Genomic DNA, 16,215 nt, shown 5'->3' with positions numbered 1-16,215 from the left:
TGTCCGGCGGGCGAACCCGGTCAACCGACGGAAGTTCGAAGCCGGACATTCCGGTATTTCGGTAGTTTGGAACAATGATCGACTACGGCCTCGACCTTTCCGCGGTGGACCACAACCGCGCGTTGCCCGATCTGGTGGCCGAGGGAGACGAACTCGACGCCCTCGTCTCGGCGGCGCCCGACTGGACCCGCCCGACCCCGGCCGCGGGCTGGACGATCGCCCACCAGATCGCCCACCTCGCCGCCGCCGACGCGAACCTGCTCGTCGCCCTGCGGACCCCGGAAGCCTTCGACGAAAAGCCGGAAGACGCTGACGCGGTAGCCGCCGCGGGCGCGGCCGAACCGCGGGAAGCGCTGCTGGAACGCTGGCGTACCGGCCGCGCCGAGGTGGCGGCGGCGCTGCGCGAGGTACCGCGCGAGCGGGCGTTCCCGTGGATCGGCTCGGCGGTGACACCGGCACTGATGGTGCCGCTGCGGCTGCTGGAGACGTGGGCGCACGGCCAGGACGTCTACGACACCCTCGGCGCCGAGCACCGGCCGACCGGCAGGCTCCGGCACGTGGCCGCGCTGGGTGTCGAAGGCCGGACGCTGTCCTTCTACGCGGCCCAGCTGCCGATTCCGGCGGAGCCGTTCCGCCTCGAGCTGACCGGTCCGGGCGGCGAGACCTGGACGTGGGGCCCGGCCGACGCCGCGCAGCGGATCGAGGGCAGCGCGCTCGACTTCTGCCTCCGCGTCACCCAGCGCCGCCGGCTGGCCGAAACGGGCCTGACCGCGGTCGGCCAAGACGCGCGGACGTGGTTGGAGATCGCGCGGGTCTTCCTCTAACCCAGGGCGTCGTCCAAGGCCTTCGTGATCCGCTTCAACGACACCGGATGCGCCGTCCCCAGCGTCTGCGCGAAGAACGAAACCCGCAATTCCTCGATCATCCACCGCACCTCGCGCAACGCCGGGGACGAGGTGCCCGGCGGCAACGATGCCAAGGCGTCGGCATACTCCCGCGTGATCCACGCGATGTCCGCCGTCCGCTGCAGGTCGCGCGTCGGCTCCGAAACCAGCTTCTCCAACCTGCGGGAAATCCCCTGCAGGTACCGCACCACGTGCCGCAGCCGCGAAGCGCCCGTCTCCGTCACGAAACCCGGGTACACCAGCGCCGACAGCTGAGCCCGGATGTCCGCCAGCGACTCCGCCGGGCCGCGGGCCGACGACAGCTGGACCTCGACGTCGTTCGCCGCGCGGAGGATCTTCTCCACGTCCGTCAACACCGCCAGCACCTCGGTGTGCAGACCCTCGCGCACCTTCGACAGCAGCACCTGGAAGCCCGCCTCGTCGAACGCCGGGCCGCCGGCGGCCGTCATCAGGGCGTCCACCGCGCAGTCGACGCAGTCCTCCAGCAGGGCCGCGACACTTCCGTGCGGGTTGCGGTTCAGCACCAGCTTCGACGAGTTGGACAGCGACCTCGTGATGAACTTCATCGGCGAGTTCAGGTTCAGCCGCAGCATCCGCCGGGTGCCCGCCCACATCGCGTGCCGCTGCTGCTCCGGCGTGTCCAGCAGCCGGACCGCCACCGACGCACCTTCGTCCACCAGCGCCGGGTACGCCTTCACGTCGTGGCCGCGCTGCGTCGACTCGAACACCTTCGGCAGCGAGCCGAACGACGGTTTCGTCAGCCCGGCCTTCTCCAGCGTGTTGGCCGCCTTCGAGATCGTCTCACGGACCTTCGGCGCCAGCCGCCGCTGGAGTTCCGCGACGTCCTTGCCCTCGGCCACCCGGCGACCCCGCTCGTCGACCACGCGGAACGTCATCTTCAGGTGATCCGGCACCGAAGCCGGATCCCAGTCCGCGTACGGCACGGTGATCCCGCGCAGCGCCCGCAGCTCGCGGCCGAGCACCTCCAGCAGCGGACCGTCCGAAGGGGACACTCGCGAAAGAACGTCCCGCGCGGTGTCCGGCGCCGGGACGAAGTTGCGGCGCAACGCCTTCGGCAGTGACTTGATCAGCTGCGTCACCAGCTCCGCGCGCAGGCCCGGCACCTGCCAGTCGAACCCGTCCGGGGTCACCTGGTTCAGCACCGGCAGCGGGATGTGCACGGTGACGCCGTCGGCGTCCGCCCCCGGCTCGAACTGGTAGGTCAGCTTGAACACCTGCGTGCCCTGCGTCCACGAGTCCGGGTAGTCGCCCTCGCGGACGCTGCCCGCGGACTCGTTGATGAGCATGGACTTCTCGAACGACAGCAGGTCGGGATCGGTGTGCCGGGCCTTCTTCCACCAGCTGTCGAAGTGGCGCACCGAGACGACGTCCGCCGGGACGCGCGCGTCGTAGAACTCGTACAGCGTCTGGTCGTCGACCAGGATGTCGCGCCGCCGGGCGCGGTTCTCGAGGTCCTCGACCTCCTCCAGCAGCGCGCGGTTCTCGGCGAAGAAGTGGTGCCGCGTCTGCCAGTCGCCCTCCACCAGCGCGTGCCGGATGAACAGCGCCCGCGACATCTCCGGGTCGATCCGGCCGTAGTTGACGCGGCGGTCGGCGATCAGCGGGACGCCGTACAGCGTCACCTTCTCGGTCGCGATCACCGCGCCCTGCTTGCGTTCCCAGTGCGGCTCGGAGTACGACCGCTTGACGACGTGCTGGGCCAGCGGCTCGACCCATTCGGGCTCGATGCGCGCGTTGACCCGCGCCCACAGCCGGGACGTCTCGACCAGCTCCGCCGACATCACCCAGCGCGGCTGCTTCTTGAACAGCGCCGACCCCGGGAAGATGCCGAAGCGGGCGCCGCGCGCGCCCAGGTAGTCGCCCTTGGCCGGGTCCTTGAGCCCGATGTGGGAGAGCAGCCCGGCGATCAGCGACGTGTGCACGCGCTGCGGGTCCACCGGGGCGGTGTTCGTGTTCAGGGAGATCCCGAGCGGCTTGGCCAGCTGGCGCAGCTGGCTGAAGATGTCCTGCCACTCGCGCAGACGCAGGTAGTTCAGGTACTCCGTGCGGCACATGCGGCGGAACTGGTTGCCGGACAACGCCTTCTGCTGGTCGGCGACGTACTCCCAGAGGTTCAGGTAGGCCAGGAAGTCCGACGTCGGGTCGGCGAACCGCGCGTGCTGGGCGTCGGCCGCCTGCTGCTTCTCGGCCGGCCGCTCGCGCGGGTCCTGAATGGACAGTGCGGCCGCGATGATCATCACTTCGCGGACACAGCCGTTACGGGCGGCCTCCAGGACCATCCGGCCCATCCGCGGGTCGACCGGCAGCTGCGCCAGCTTGCGGCCGATGTCGGTCAGGCTGCGGTCGGAACTCGTCGAGGAGAACGCGCCCAGCTCCTGCAGCAGGCCGATGCCGTCGCTGACCTGGCGGCGGTCCGGCGGCTCGACGAACGGGAACGCGGCGATGTCGCCGAGGCCCAGCGACGTCATCTGCAGGATGACCGAGGCCAGGTTGGTCCGCAGGATCTCGGGATCGGTGAACTCGGGCCGGCTTTCGAAGTCCTCTTCGGAATAGAGCCGGATGCAGATGCCGTCGGACGTCCGGCCGCAGCGGCCCTTGCGCTGGTTCGCCGACGCCTGCGACACCGGCTCGATCGGCAGCCGCTGCACCTTGGTGCGGTGGCTGTAGCGGGAGATCCGCGCGGTGCCCGGGTCGACGACGTACTTGATGCCCGGCACGGTCAGCGACGTCTCGGCGACGTTCGTCGCCAGCACCACCCGGCGCCCGGTGTGGGACTGGAAGATGCGCTGCTGCTCGGCTGACGACAGCCGCGCGTACAGCGGCAGCACCTCGGTGTTGCGCAGGTTGGCCCGGTTGAGCACGTCCGCGGTGTCGCGGATCTCGCGCTCGCCGGAGAGGAACACCAGGATGTCGCCGGGGCCTTCGGCGCACAGCTCCTCGACGGCGTCGAGGATGCCTTGGGTCTGGTCGCGCTCGTCGGCGTCTTCGGAAGGGTCGTCGGGGTCGACCAGCGGCCGGTAGCGGACCTCCACCGGGTACGTCCGCCCGGAGACCTCGACGATCGGCGCGTCGTCGAAGTGCTTCGAGAAGCGTTCCGGGTCGATGGTCGCCGAGGTGATGATGACCTTGAGATCGGGACGGCGGGGCAGCAGCTGCTTGAGGTAGCCGAGGATGAAGTCGATGTTGAGGCTGCGCTCGTGGGCCTCGTCGATGATCAGCGTGTCGTACTGGCGCAGCGACCGGTCGGTCTGGATCTCGGCCAGCAGGATGCCGTCGGTCATCAGCTTGACCAGGGTGTCCTGCCCGGACTGGTCGGTGAACCGGACCTTGTAGCCGACCGCGTCGCCCAGCTCGGTGTGGAGTTCGCCGGCGATCCGGTCGGCGACCGTGCGCGCGGCCAGCCGCCGCGGCTGGGTGTGTCCGATCTGGCCGCGGATGCCGCGGCCCAGCTCCAGGCAGATCTTCGGCAGCTGGGTGGTCTTGCCCGAGCCGGTCTCCCCCGCGACGATCACGACCTGGTGCTTGTCGATGGCCGCGGCGATCTCGTCCTTGAGCTTGCTGACCGGCAGCTCTTGCGGGTACTCGATCTTGGGCACGCTCGCGCGCCGCGACTGGACGCGCAGCTCGGCCTTGTCGATGTCGGCGGCGATCTGCGCGAGCACGGAGTCGCGGTTGCGGGCTTTGCGGGCGCCTTCGAGCCGGCGACGCAGCCGCAGCTCGTCACGCGGCATCAGCTCGGGCAGGCGCGCTCGCAGCGCGGTGAAGGGGGATGGCTCGGACATTCTTGGTCCAAGGATAGCCGTGCGTGACGGACCGGGCCTCCGAATATCCCCGGCGCGTGACCGGGCGCACGTGAAAGGCCCCCTCACCGGCGGCGAGGGGGCCTCACGGGCGATGCGTCAGCCGGGCCGGCCGGGCTGCTGCGGCGGCTGGACCGGCGCCTGCGGCTGCGGCTGCGGCGCGTTCTTGGCGCGGTTCAGCGCCACCGAGCCGCCGATCAGCGCGAGGCCGACCAGGCCGAGGACGATGCCGAAGAACGGCTGCATGTCGCTGGCCCAGGACAGGATCCGGAACTCGTAGTCGAACTGCTCGAGCACGATGGTGCCGAAGCCGAGCACGGCGCACAGCACGCCGATCCGCATCAAGATCGAAGACATGGGTAAACCCCCTCGTGAAAGGACTGATGGAACCACCGGTCCGTCCCCGAGCGGCCGTGGTGAGGCAGAAATGTAGCGGCCCCCGGCCCGGCTGTCTCCGGAATTCCCGATTCGTTACCTCACGTCCGCTGCAGCGAGTCCGGCCCCAGGTCGGCAAGGGTGCGGTGGCCGGACAAGCCCATGGTCAGGTCGAAGTCCGCCAGCAGGCTGCGCAGGACGTGCCGGACGCCGGCCTCGCCCGCGTGGGCCAGGCCGTACACCCACGGGCGCCCCACCAGGACGGCCCGGGCGCCCAGCGCGAGGGCCTTGAGCACGTCCGAGCCGGTGCGGATGCCCGAGTCGAACAGCACCTCCAGCCGGTCGCCGACCGCCGCGACGATGCCCGGCAGCGCGTCCAGGGCCGCGATCGCGCCGTCGACCTGGCGGCCGCCGTGGTTGGACACGACGATGCCGTCCATGCCTGCCTCGGCCGCGCGGCGCGCGTCGGCGACGTGCTGGATGCCCTTGAGGACGATCGGGCCGTCCCAGTGCTCGCGCAGGAACGGCAGCTGGTCCCACGTCCGGTCGGTGCCGGTGAGCATGCCGATCCAGCGCAGGATCGCCATGTTCAGGTCCTCTTCCGGCGTCTTCTCCAGCAGGCCGCGGAACACCGGGTCGGTGAACGGGACCGCGCAGCCCTCGCCCTTGAGGAACGGCAGGTACGCCTGGTCCAGATCGGACGGTCGCCAGGCCAGCGTCCACGTGTCGAGGGTGACGACCAGCGCCGTGTAGCCCGCGGCCTTCGCCCGGGTCAGCAGGCTCGCGCAGACGTCGTTGTCGCCCGGCCAGTACAGCTGGAACCAGCGCGGGCCGTCGCCGTTGGCCGCGGCGGCGTCCTCGATGCCGGTCGAAGACGCCGTGGACAGGATGAACGGCAGCCCGACCGAGGCGGCGGCGCGGGCGGTCGCGGATTCGGCGTCCGGGTGGACGATCGACTGGACGCCGACCGGCGCGACGGCCACCGGGGCGGGCAGGCGGGTGCCGAGCACCGTCGTGGCCAGGTCGCGGTCGGTGGCGCCGGTCAGCATCCGGGGCACGACGCGCCAGCGGTCGAACGCCTCGCGGTTGGCGCGGGCGGTCGCGCCGGAGCCGGCCGCGCCCGCGACGTAGGAGAACGGCCCGGGGGCCATGACCTCGCGCGCCGACGCTTCGAGCTTCGTCGCGTCGGTCGAGCACGGCGGCAGCTGACCCCCGAGTCCCTGCAGGTAGATCTCGTTCTGGTAGCTGCCGAAGCGTTCGGTCACGGTTGCCTCCTCGCGTTCGAGGGGGCACTGTACCCGCCGGTAGTTCACCCGGCGCCGGGAACTGACCGACGGGTAACCTCAAGGCCGCCGCCGTCCACGGAGGAGAAGACATGCGTGCCTACGACGTGGTCCTGTTCGGCGCCACCGGCTTCACCGGCGGCCTGACCGCCGAGTACCTGGCCCGGCACGCACCGGCGGGCCTTCAATGGGCGCTGGCCGGGCGCAACCGCGGCAGGCTCGAGGCCGTCCGGGCGCTGCTCACCGAGCTCGACGACCGGTTCGCCGCGCTCGACGTGCTCGTCGCCGACTCCGGCGATCCGGCGTCGCTGCGGGCCGTCGCCCAGGCCACGAAGGTGGTGATCTCGACCGTGGGCCCGTACCTGACGCACGGCGAACCGCTGGTGGCCGCCTGCGCGGATGCGGGGACCGATTACGTCGACCTGACCGGCGAGCCCGAGTTCGTCGACCGGATGTACCTGGCCCACGACCGGCGGGCCCGCGAGACCGGCGCGCGGCTGGTGCACGCGTGCGGGTTCGACTCGATCCCGCACGACCTCGGTGCCTGGTTCACCGTGCAGCAGCTGCCCGAAGGCGTGCCGCTGCGGGTCGACGGCTACGTCCGGGCCGGCGGGATGCCCTCGGGCGGCACGTTCCTCAGCGCGCTGACCATCATGTCCCGGCTGCCGGCCGGGGCCCGGGTGGCGCGTGAGCGGGCGGCGGCCGAGCCGCGGCCGTCCGGGCGGTTCGCCCGCGCCCCGCTCGGGCGCCCGCACCGGGTCGCCGGCCCGGGCTGGTGGGCGGTGCCGCTGCCGACGATCGACGCCGACGTCGTCCGCCGGTCGGCCGCCGCGTCCGAGCGCTACGGGCCGGACTTCACCTACCGGCACTTCGCCGCGGTCAAGCACCTGCCGGTGCTGGCCGGGGGCGTCGCCGGTGCGGGTGCGCTGTTCGCCGCGGCCCAGGTCCCGCCGGCCCGCCGGGCGCTCTCGCGGCTGCTCGCGCCCGGCAGCGGGCCGAGCCCCGAGCGGCGCGCGAGGTCGTGGTTCTCGGTGCGGTTCGTCGGCGAAGGCGGCGGCTCGCGGGTGGTGACGGAGGTGTCCGGCGGCGACCCGGGCTACGACGAAACGGCGAAGATGCTCGCGGAGTCGGCGCTGTGCCTGGCGACCGACGAACTGCCGGAAACGGCGGGCCAGGTGACCACGGCGACCGCGATGGGCGGCGCGCTCGTCGACCGGCTCACCAAAGCGGGCATCCGGTTCACGACGCTCTGACGTTTCACGCTTTCACAGTGCGGGAGCGTGAAATTCCGGCGCTGTGATGAATCTTCTGACGGTCTCCTTCCGCGGTTAGCGTCGATCGGGTTCTCCCTTTCCCCTTCGCGTTTTCCCAAGGAGCGTCATGAGATTGCCCCAACGGTTCGCCGCGCTCGGCGGTGCGACGGCGGCGGGCATGGTGGTGGTCGGCATCGCCGTCGCCGCGCCCGCGCAGCCCGCCCCCGTGCCCCCGCCGTCCGCCGCGCAGGCACAGGCCAACGCCACCGGCGCCGCCGCCGGCCTGGTCGCCGCCCGCCCCGCCGCCCTGCACGCCGGCAAGCACGACAAGTTCGTCCAGCGGGACGTCCGGTCGGCGGCCGGGCTGTCGTACGTGGTCTACGACCGCACCTACGACGGGCTGCCGGTGATCGGCGGCGACCTGGTCATCGCCACCGACGCCGCCGGCACGGTGAAGACCACGTCCGTCGCGCAGCAGCAGGCGCTCGGTGACCTCGACGTCCACGGCGCGAAACTCACCGCCGCGCAGGCCGAGGCCGTGGCCCGCAAGCAGCTCCGCGAGCCGAAGAGCCTGCCGGGCGGGCAGCTCGTCGTGGTCGCCGACGGCGCCGGGCGGCTCGCCTACGAGAGCAACGTCGAAGGCACCGACGAACACGGCGAGCCGAGCAGCCTGAGCGTCTACGTCGACGCGGTGGACGGGCGCGTCCTGCGGACGGTCCAGCACTTGGCCGCGGGGACCGGCACCGGCAAGTGGAACGGCCCGTCGCTGCCGCTGAACACGACGAAGTCCGGCAGCACGTACTCGATGGCCGACCCGAACACGCCGAACCTCGACTGCCGCAACTACAGCAGCGACTCCGTCCTCACCGGACCGGACGACAGCTGGGGCAACGGCACCGGCACGAACATCGAGACCGGCTGTGCCGACGCACTGTTCGTCGCGCAGACCGAGAAGAAGATGCTTTCGGAGTGGTTGGGCCGCAACGGCTTCACCGGCAACGGCGGCGCGTGGAAGATCCGCGTCGGGCTCGACGACGAAAACGCGTACTACTACAACTCGCGTCCGGCGTATGTGAACCTCGGGCACAACCCGAGCGGCGAGTGGGTCGGCTCGCTGGACATCCTCGGCCACGAGATGGGCCACGGCATCGACGACTACTCCGGCTCCGGCGGCTTCTCCGGCGGTGGCACGCAGGAGTTCATCGCGGACACCTTCGGCACGGCGACGGAGTTCTACGCGAACGAGCCGTCGCAGTACGACCCGCCGGACTACGCGATCGGCGAGGAGGTCAACCTGGTCGGCACCGGCGCGATCCGGTACATGTACGACCCGTCGAAGGTCGGCGACCCGAACTGCTACTCCAGCTCGACGCCGAACGCCGAGGTGCACAAGGCGGCCGGGCCCGGCGACCACTGGTTCTACCTGCTCGCCGAGGGCAGCAACCCGACGAACGGGCAGCCGGCCAGCTCGACGTGCAACGGCAGCACGCTCTCCGGCATCGGCATCCGCAAGGCGATCAACATCATGCACGGCGCGGTGCAGCTGAAGACGTCCGGCAGTTCGTACCTGCGCTACCGGACGTGGACGCTGCAGGCCGCGAAGAACCTGTACCCGAACAGCTGCGCCGAGTTCGACGCGGTGAAGGCGGCGTGGAACGCGGTGAGCGTCCCGGCGCAGTCCGGTGACCCGACGTGCACCGGCACCCCGCCGACCACGACCACGCCCCCGACCACCACGCCGCCGACCACCACGACTCCCCGGGCGGGTGCAGTGGCCAGCTGGTGCAGAACCCGGGCTTCGAGTCCGGCCAGGCGTCCTGGACCGACCCGAACACCACCATCGGCCAGTGGGGCAGCCAGGCGCCGGCGCGCACGGGCAGCTACGACTCCTGGCTCGGCGGCTGGGGTTCGGCGCACACGGACACGCTGACGCAGTCGGTCACCATCCCGGCCGGCTGCAAGGCGAGCCTGACGTTCTGGCTGCGCGTGTGGACGGCGGAGACCGAGAACGTGGCCTACGACAAGCTCGTGGTGTCCGCGGGTTCGGCGACGCTGGCGACGTACTCGAACCTCGACCGCAACTCGGCGTACGTCCAGAAGACGCTCGACCTGTCCGCGTACGCGGGCCAGACGGTCACGCTGAAGTTCGCCGGGACGGAGGACCAGTCGCTGCAGACGTCGTTCGCCGTGGACGACACCGGGGTCACCGTGAGCTGACCCGGCGGGGCCTGCCACCTACTTTGGTGGCAGGCCCTCGTTGCGCCCGATGCGCCCGGTATTCATGCTTACCCGGATGGAGGCGTTATCAGCGTCGGCCCCGTTCGCCGAGGCCTTCGACCTGGCGATCCGGCGGCACGGCCTGAGCCTGGAGGCCCTGCAGCGGCGGATGGCGATGCGGGGCGCCCAGGTCAGCCTGGCCACGCTCAGCTACTGGCGCCGGGGCCGCCGCCACCCGGAAGGCCACCGCTCACTGCACGCGGTGGCCGTCGCCGAGAGCTGCCTCGGGCTCCCGGCGGACGCGCTGACCAGCCTGGTGACGCGGCCGCGGGAGCGCCGGGCGCAGCCGTGGCCGTCCGGGGTGAGCCTGGCCAGCGCGCTCGGTTCCGAGCCGACGGAACTGGCGGCCTGCGACGGCATCGACCTCGACGGCAACGCCCGGCTCGCACTGGTGTCGGTCCACCAGCGGGCGACGCTGGGCGCGGACCGCACCGAGCGATCGGTCCGCACGGAACTGGTGGTGACCAGCCGGGCGGACGGAGTGGACCGCTGGGTGTCGTTCTTCCGCCCCCAGACCGGCGGCGGCCACCAGCCGGTGCTGAGGTCGACGCACTGCTGCCGCCCGGGCCGCGTCCGCCGGGACGCGGCATCCGAGCTGGTGGCGTGCGAACTGCGGTTCGACTACCCGCTGCGCACGGGCGAGACGTACGTGTTCGACTTCGAGTTCGCGTACGACGGAGAGCCACCGGAGACGAACTACCTGCAGTTCGGGGTGCGCGCGCCGGCCCGCCAGATAGTGCTGCAGGCGTGCTTCGACCCGGCGGCGGTGCCGGTGCGGTGTTACCGGTATTCGGGCGAAGGGGATTCGCGGCCGGAGCTGCCGGTGGGTCCGAGCGGGACGAGCCACATCGCGGTGCTGGACGCGCGGCCGGGGGTCTACGGGATCTGCTGGGAGTGGGACTGACCGAGCTCGTAGTCCGCTTCCCGGAACTCCCCCACCTGCCGCCGCAGCCGGCCCGTCGAGAACGGCCAGCTGAAACTGTTGCGCCCGTTGACATCCGTGTAATAGCTGGAACACCCGCCCGACTGGTACACCGTTCCCGGCAAAGCCGCCTGGACCTCCGCGTTGAACGTCTCCTGCGCCGACGCCCGGACCGACAGCGAGCCTCCCTCGACCCGCAGGGTCCGGGTCACCGCCGCCACCAGGTGCTCCACCTGGGCCTCGACGATCGTGAACGCCGACGAATGCCCGGTGCCCAGGCTCGGGCCCAGCAACAGGTACAGGTTCGGGAACCCGGCCACCGACGTCCCCCGGTACGCCTGCGGGCTGCCCTTCCAGTGGTCGTCCAGACTGCGGCCCTCGGCGTCGAACACCCGGGCCGACACCGGCATGTCGAGGATGTGGAAGCCCGTGCCGAAGATGATCGCGTCGACTTCCGCGCTCGAACCGTCCGCGCCCAGCACGCGCGTGCCCTGGACCGAGCGCACCGCCGTCGGGTGGACGTCCACATGGGACTGGGTCAGCGAGCGGTAGTACGTGTTGGACATCAGCAGGCGCTTGCAGCCCAGCGTGTAGTCCGGGGTCAGCGCCCGCCGCAGCTCCGGGTCCCGGACCGCGAGGCGCAGGTGGGCGAGCCCGATCCTCTGCACCTGCCGCAGCAGCCACGGGTGCCGGAACCCGAACCCGAGTGCCTCCATCGCGCCGTACTCCGCGCCGCGCAACGCCCTCTGCAGAGCCGGGAACCGCCGCAACAGGAACCGCTCGACGCCGGGAACGTGGTGATCCGGCTTGGGCAGGACCCACTGCGCCGTGCGCTGGAACAGGTGCAGCCGGCCCACCCGGGGCACGATCTCGGGGACGAACTGGACCGCGGAGGCGCCGGTGCCGATCACCGCGACCCTCTGGCCCGCCAGGTCGTAGCCGTGGTTCCAGCGCGCCGAGTGGAAGACCTCGCCCGGGAAGCCGGCGAGCCCGGGCAGGTCCGGGACCAGCGGTTCGTGCCAGGGACCGGTGCCCGCGACCAGGATCCGCGCGGTGTAGGGACCTCGTGACGTCTCCAGCTCCCACCGCGCGGCGCGGTCGTTCCACTGTGCGCGCGTCACCTCCACGCCGTAACGGATTTTGGAGGTGACGCCGAACCGGGCGGCCGTGTCCCGCAGGTAGGTGCGGATCTCGTCCTGGCCCGCGAACGCGCGGGTCCACCCGGGATTGGGCGCGAACGAGTACGAGTACAGCGCGGACGGGACGTCGCAGGCGCAGCCGGGGTAGGTGTTGTCGCGCCAGGTGCCGCCGAGCGTGCCGGCCTTCTCGAGCACGGCGAGGTCGCCGACGCCGGCCTGGGTGAGGCGGATCGCGGCACCCAGCCCCGATGCCCCGGCGCCGATGACGAGGACCGCGAAGTCGCGTTGTTCCATTTTCGGAGACTAACAGTATCCGAAAACCGGCGGTACCCCGATTCCGGGGCTCGCTAGAGTTGGCCCCATGGCCCGACTCACCCGCGCGGAAAGCCAGGCGCGCACCCGCGAGCAGCTGATCGAGACCGCCAAGCTGCTCTTCCTGCGCGACGGCTACTCGGTGACGTCGCTGGAAAAGGTCGCCGACGAGGCGGGCTACTCCAAGGGCGCGGTGTACTCGAACTTCCGCAGCAAGGACGAGCTCTGCCTCACCGTGCTCGACCGGATCCACGACGAGCAGGTCGCCTTGGTCGCCGAAGCACTGGCGGGCGCCGAAGGCGTGGAGGGGCTGCTGACGGCGTTCCAGACGTGGGCCGAGCGCAGCATCGGCGACGAGGCCTGGACCGCGCTCGAGGTGGAGTTCGCGACGAACGCGCGGCGCGACCCGCACGTGCGCGCCGAACTGGCGGCGCGCGACAAAGCCATCCGCGACACCATTGCCGGCCTGCTCACCGGGTACGCCGAGCGGTTCGGGATCACCCTCCCGATGTCGGCCGACGACGCCGCGACGGCGTTGCTCAGCCTCGGCATCGGGCTCGGCGTGCAGCGCGCGATCGACCCGACGATCCCGGTGAGCGTGCTGCCGGACGTCATCCGGCTCTTCTCCGGGGTGCGCTGACCGTCCTTTCCGGACCCGCGGGGTGGTCTGGACCGTTCACGAACATGAACGGTTTCCACCTCTTGTGGAGCGTGCTGACTCTTCGCTACCGTGTCGCTACGCCGCAGCTCCACCCGCACCAGTCGTACCGCCGTTTTTTCACGGCGCATCCCGCGGAAAGGGTCCCCTCCCCATGAGCAAGAAGTTGCGGCCGGTCCTCCTCGGCACGCTCGGCGCCGCCTCCGTCGCGGCCCTCGTGATCACCACGCCCGCGTTCTCCTCGGCCGCGCCGGCACCGGTGGCCGGCGCGTCGGTGCTCGCCGCCGGCGACCTCTCGGCCCCGGCGAAGAAGGAAATCGCGATGAAGCTGGTTTCCAGCGCGGAGAACTCGTCGCTGGACTGGAAGGCGCAGTACAAGTACATCGAGGACATCGGCGACGGCCGCGGGTACACCGCGGGCATCATCGGCTTCTGTTCCGGCACCGGCGACATGCTCGAACTCGTCGAGGCGTACACGAACTCGGTGCCGGACAACCCGCTGGCGAAGTTCCTCCCGGCGCTGCGCAAGGTGAACGGCACGGATTCACACGCGGGCCTGGGTTCGGCGTTCGAAAGCGCCTGGAAGCAGGCCGCGGCGACGACGGCGTTCCAGACGGCCCAGAACAACGAGCGCGACCGCGTGTACTTCAACCCGGCGGTGAGCCAGGGCAAGTCGGACGGCCTGAGCAACCTCGGCCAGTTCGCCTACTACGACGCGATCGTGATGCACGGTCCCGGCGACAGCTCGGACAGCTTCGGCGGCATCCGCAAGGCCGCGATGAAGAAGGCGAAGACCCCGGCACAGGGCGGCAACGAGACGACGTACCTGAAGGCGTTCTTCGACGCCCGCAAGGTGATCATGAAGCAGGAAGAGGCGCACGCGGACACGTCCCGGGTGGACACCGAGCAGCTGAAGTTCCTCAACGACGGCAACTTCGACCTGCACACGCCGTTGAAGTGGAAGGTGTACGGCGACTCGTACACGATCAACTGAAGGCGCGGGCCCCGGGGCGGCTTCGGCCGTCCCGGGGTCAGAGCACCTTGGTGAAGAGGGCGACGATCGCGGTGGTGGCGAGGGCCGCGACGACCAGGCTCGAAAAAGGTGGCTTCACCGCCTCAGCAGCTCATCCGCCGTGCGGGTGTTGAGGATGCGGTCCGGGCCGATGCCCGCCTTGATCGCCCGCTCACACCCGTAACCCAGCCAATCCAGCTGCCCCGGCGCGTGCGCGTCGCTGTCGATCGTGAACTCGCAGCCGATCTCCGCCGCCAGGCGCAACAGCCGCATCGGGGGGTCCAGGCGCTCCGGGCGGGCGTTGATCTCCACCGCCACGCCGTTCTCCCGGCACGCCGTGAACACCTTCTCCGCGTCGAACTCCGACTCCGGACGGCCGCGTCCCACCACCAGCCGCCCGGTGCAGTGCCCCAGCACGCGCACGTGCGGATTCCGGACCGCCGCCACCATCCGGCGGGTCATGTCGCGGGACGGCATCCGGAGTTTCGAGTGCACGCTCGCCACCACGAAGTCCAGCTCGCCCAGCAGGTCCTCCTCCTGGTCGAGTGACCCGTCGTCGAGGATGTCGACCTCGATGCCCTGCAGCAGCCGGAACGGTGCCATCAGCTCGTTCGCCTTCGCCACGATCTGCATCTGCGTCCGCAGCCGGTCCGGCGAGAGCCCGTTCGCGACCGTCAGGCGCGGCGAGTGGTCGGTCAGCACCATCCACTCGTGGCCGAGGTCGCGGCCCGCCACCGCCATCTCGCCGATCGAACTGCCGCCGTCCGACCAGTCGGAATGGGTGTGGCAGTCGCCGCGCAACGCCGAGCGCAGCGGCTCGCCGTCCGGCAGCTCCTTCGAGACGATCTTGCCGCGGTACGCCGGGTCACGGCCGGCCAGCGCGTCCTCGATCACCCCCGCGGTGGCCTTGCCGATCCCGGGCAGCGACGTCAGCGTGCCGTTCTCCGCCAGCTGCGCCAGCTTCTCGGCGCCGGTCTTGTCGACCGTCGCCGCCGCGTTGCGGAACGCGCGGACGCGGTAGGTCGGTTCCCCCGCGCGTTCGAGCTGGAACGCGATCTCCCGCAACGCCCATGCCGGATCCATGGGACCTGTCTACCCCCTCGGGGGCAGTCGGTGCAGCTCGACGTCCGCCAAGGCGCCGTCGCGCACCGAAGCTGTCTGGTACGTGCAGTACGGCTGGCGACGGCGGTCGGTCGGCGACCCCGGGTTCAGCAGGCGAAGCCCGGACGGCGCCACCGTGTCCCACGGGATGTGGCTGTGCCCGAACACCAGCACGTCGGTGTCCGGGAACTGCGCGGCGCACCGCTGCTCACGGCCCTGTTTGGCACCCGTCTCGTGGATCACGGCCAGGCGCACGCCGCCGAGCTCCACCCGCGCGACCTCCGGCAGCCGGGCCCGCAACGCCGGGCCGTCGTTGTTGCCGTACACGCCGATCAGCCGCTTGCTGCGCTCCTCCAGCTCGTCCAGCAGGGCGACGTCGACCCAGTCGCCCGCGTGCACGACGACGTCGGCGGCCGCCACCTCGGCCCACACCTGCGCCGGCAGCTCGCGCGCCCGGGCGGGCAGGTGGGTGTCCGAGATGAGCAGCAGCCTCATCCGATGGCCTTCAGCACCCGGTCGAGGAAGCCGCCGATGTGGTCGCGCAGCAGCGTGGCCGCGCCCTCGGCGTCACCCTTCTTCGCCGCCGCCAGCACCGCCCGGTGCTCGGTCCACTCCTTCTTCCAGCTGGGGTTGGCCTCCCAGCCGACGACGCTGATCAGCGCCGCGCGGTCCTTGAGGTCGTCGAGGATGCTGACCAGCAGCGGGTTGCCGCAGCCGGAGTAGAGGGCGCGGTGGAAGCGGCGGTTCAGCAGGCTCAGCGCCGCCTGGTCCTTGTCCGCGATGGCCGTCGACGCCTCCTTCAGCGCCTCGGCCGCGTCTTCGAGCAGCTCCGGGTCGTTCCTCTCGACGGTCCGCCGGACGGCCTCCGGTTCGAGCACCATCCGCACGTCGTAGACGGACTTGGCGAGCTCGGCGTCGACCGTGATCACCGACGCGCCCTTGTACGGGCTGAACGTCACCAGCCCCGAGTTGGACAGCACCTTGAGCGCCTCGCGCACCGGGGTCTTCGACACGCCGAGCCGCGCGGCCAGCTCCGCTTCGACGAGCGGCTGGCCGGGCTCCAGCTCCCGGGTCAGGATGCCGCGGCGGATCTCCTCCAGGACCACTTCGGTCCGGGAGGCGGGCAGGCTGAACGTCCCGGTCATGGCGCGCTCCCT

The 16,215-nt window shown here is 71.1% G+C and carries 13 protein-coding genes; 6 read left to right on the top strand and 7 right to left on the bottom strand.

Annotation, left to right across the window (positions count from 1 at the left end):
* The first annotated feature begins 74 nt into the window (after positions 1-74).
* Positions 75-824 carry a maleylpyruvate isomerase family mycothiol-dependent enzyme gene (locus HUT10_RS38245; protein ID WP_176175634.1) on the top strand — a complete coding sequence of 250 codons (750 nt, stop codon included), beginning with the start codon at positions 75-77 and terminating at the stop codon, positions 822-824.
* Here the strand turns inward: HUT10_RS38245 and hrpA are convergent.
* The 3 genes from hrpA to HUT10_RS38230 form a co-directional block, all read right to left on the bottom strand.
* Positions 821-4,708 carry an ATP-dependent RNA helicase HrpA gene (gene hrpA, locus HUT10_RS38240; protein WP_176175633.1) on the bottom strand — a complete coding sequence of 1,296 codons (3,888 nt, stop codon included), beginning with the start codon at positions 4,706-4,708 and terminating at the stop codon, positions 821-823. The genes HUT10_RS38245 and hrpA overlap by 4 nt on opposite strands.
* Positions 4,709-4,825: 117 nt before the next feature.
* Positions 4,826-5,083, bottom strand: a complete 258-nt coding sequence (locus tag HUT10_RS38235; protein WP_176175632.1) for a hypothetical protein — start codon at positions 5,081-5,083, stop codon at positions 4,826-4,828.
* Between the two features lie 119 nt (positions 5,084-5,202).
* The gene (locus tag HUT10_RS38230) at positions 5,203-6,366 is read right to left on the bottom strand and encodes a lactate 2-monooxygenase (protein ID WP_176175631.1); all 1,164 of its coding nucleotides are present in this window, start codon (positions 6,364-6,366) and stop codon (positions 5,203-5,205) included.
* A 110-nt stretch (positions 6,367-6,476) separates the two neighbouring features.
* On the opposite strand from HUT10_RS38230, the gene HUT10_RS38225 reads away from it, so the two are divergent.
* The 3 genes from HUT10_RS38225 (at position 6,477) to HUT10_RS38215 (ending at position 10,818) form a co-directional block, all read left to right on the top strand.
* Complete coding sequence (locus HUT10_RS38225) at positions 6,477-7,637, top strand: trans-acting enoyl reductase family protein (protein ID WP_176175630.1); 1,161 nt, start codon at positions 6,477-6,479, stop codon at positions 7,635-7,637.
* 127 nt (positions 7,638-7,764) lie between these two features.
* A complete protein-coding gene (locus HUT10_RS38220) occupies positions 7,765-9,567 on the top strand; it encodes a M4 family metallopeptidase (protein WP_217709678.1) in 1,803 nt (600 codons plus the stop codon).
* Between the two features lie 363 nt (positions 9,568-9,930).
* Positions 9,931-10,818: a hypothetical protein gene (locus HUT10_RS38215; protein WP_176175629.1), complete on the top strand. Its 888-nt coding sequence runs from the start codon at positions 9,931-9,933 to the stop codon at positions 10,816-10,818.
* On the opposite strand, the gene HUT10_RS38210 is transcribed toward HUT10_RS38215, so the two are convergent.
* Positions 10,791-12,269 carry an NAD(P)/FAD-dependent oxidoreductase gene (locus tag HUT10_RS38210; RefSeq protein WP_176175628.1) on the bottom strand — a complete coding sequence of 493 codons (1,479 nt, stop codon included), beginning with the start codon at positions 12,267-12,269 and terminating at the stop codon, positions 10,791-10,793. The two genes, HUT10_RS38215 and HUT10_RS38210, sit on opposite strands and share 28 nt — an antisense overlap.
* A 67-nt stretch (positions 12,270-12,336) precedes the next feature.
* Between HUT10_RS38210 and HUT10_RS38205 the strand changes: the two genes are divergently transcribed.
* Both HUT10_RS38205 and HUT10_RS38200 read left to right on the top strand, forming a co-directional pair.
* Complete coding sequence (locus HUT10_RS38205) at positions 12,337-12,927, top strand: TetR/AcrR family transcriptional regulator (RefSeq protein WP_176175627.1); 591 nt, start codon at positions 12,337-12,339, stop codon at positions 12,925-12,927.
* Between the two features lie 172 nt (positions 12,928-13,099).
* Positions 13,100-13,939, top strand: a complete 840-nt coding sequence (locus tag HUT10_RS38200) for a chitosanase (RefSeq protein ID WP_176175626.1) — start codon at positions 13,100-13,102, stop codon at positions 13,937-13,939.
* Positions 13,940-14,053: 114 nt separating this feature from the next.
* Here HUT10_RS38200 and HUT10_RS38195 read toward each other — a convergent pair whose 3' ends face one another.
* The 3 genes from HUT10_RS38195 to HUT10_RS38185 are packed head-to-tail and all read right to left on the bottom strand — an operon-like array spanning position 14,054 to position 16,203.
* Positions 14,054-15,040, bottom strand: coding sequence for a PHP domain-containing protein (locus tag HUT10_RS38195; protein ID WP_176175625.1), 987 nt, complete (start codon positions 15,038-15,040; stop codon positions 14,054-14,056).
* A gap of 9 nt (positions 15,041-15,049) precedes the next feature.
* Complete coding sequence (locus HUT10_RS38190) at positions 15,050-15,553, bottom strand: metallophosphoesterase (RefSeq protein ID WP_176175624.1); 504 nt, start codon at positions 15,551-15,553, stop codon at positions 15,050-15,052.
* Positions 15,550-16,203 (bottom strand): GntR family transcriptional regulator, encoded by a 654-nt coding sequence (locus HUT10_RS38185; protein WP_176175623.1) that lies wholly within the window; start codon positions 16,201-16,203, stop codon positions 15,550-15,552. The genes HUT10_RS38190 and HUT10_RS38185 overlap by 4 nt, the downstream gene beginning before the upstream one ends.
* Positions 16,204-16,215 lie beyond the last annotated feature (12 nt).

Source organism: Amycolatopsis sp. Hca4 (assembly GCF_013364075.1).
Classification (GTDB): Bacteria; Actinomycetota; Actinomycetes; order Mycobacteriales; family Pseudonocardiaceae; genus Amycolatopsis.
The sequence above is the reverse complement of the archived record's forward strand: the minus strand, read 5'-3'. Positions and strand labels throughout refer to the sequence as shown.

What these genes read in the sequence shown, in the direction of transcription:
- HUT10_RS38245 (WP_176175634.1), top strand. Translation starts at nt 75, where the DNA reads ATGATCGACTACGGCCTCGACCTTTCCGCGGTGGACCACAACCGCGCG.
- hrpA (WP_176175633.1), bottom strand. Translation starts at nt 4,708, where the DNA reads ATGTCCGAGCCATCCCCCTTCACCGCGCTGCGAGCGCGCCTGCCCGAG.
- HUT10_RS38235 (WP_176175632.1), bottom strand. Translation starts at nt 5,083, where the DNA reads ATGTCTTCGATCTTGATGCGGATCGGCGTGCTGTGCGCCGTGCTCGGC.
- HUT10_RS38225 (WP_176175630.1), top strand. Translation starts at nt 6,477, where the DNA reads ATGCGTGCCTACGACGTGGTCCTGTTCGGCGCCACCGGCTTCACCGGC.
- HUT10_RS38220 (WP_217709678.1), top strand. Translation starts at nt 7,765, where the DNA reads ATGAGATTGCCCCAACGGTTCGCCGCGCTCGGCGGTGCGACGGCGGCG.
- HUT10_RS38215 (WP_176175629.1), top strand. Translation starts at nt 9,931, where the DNA reads ATGGAGGCGTTATCAGCGTCGGCCCCGTTCGCCGAGGCCTTCGACCTG.
- HUT10_RS38210 (WP_176175628.1), bottom strand. Translation starts at nt 12,269, where the DNA reads ATGGAACAACGCGACTTCGCGGTCCTCGTCATCGGCGCCGGGGCATCG.
- HUT10_RS38205 (WP_176175627.1), top strand. Translation starts at nt 12,337, where the DNA reads ATGGCCCGACTCACCCGCGCGGAAAGCCAGGCGCGCACCCGCGAGCAG.
- HUT10_RS38200 (WP_176175626.1), top strand. Translation starts at nt 13,100, where the DNA reads ATGAGCAAGAAGTTGCGGCCGGTCCTCCTCGGCACGCTCGGCGCCGCC.
- HUT10_RS38195 (WP_176175625.1), bottom strand. Translation starts at nt 15,040, where the DNA reads ATGGATCCGGCATGGGCGTTGCGGGAGATCGCGTTCCAGCTCGAACGC.
- HUT10_RS38190 (WP_176175624.1), bottom strand. Translation starts at nt 15,553, where the DNA reads ATGAGGCTGCTGCTCATCTCGGACACCCACCTGCCCGCCCGGGCGCGC.
- HUT10_RS38185 (WP_176175623.1), bottom strand. Translation starts at nt 16,203, where the DNA reads ATGACCGGGACGTTCAGCCTGCCCGCCTCCCGGACCGAAGTGGTCCTG.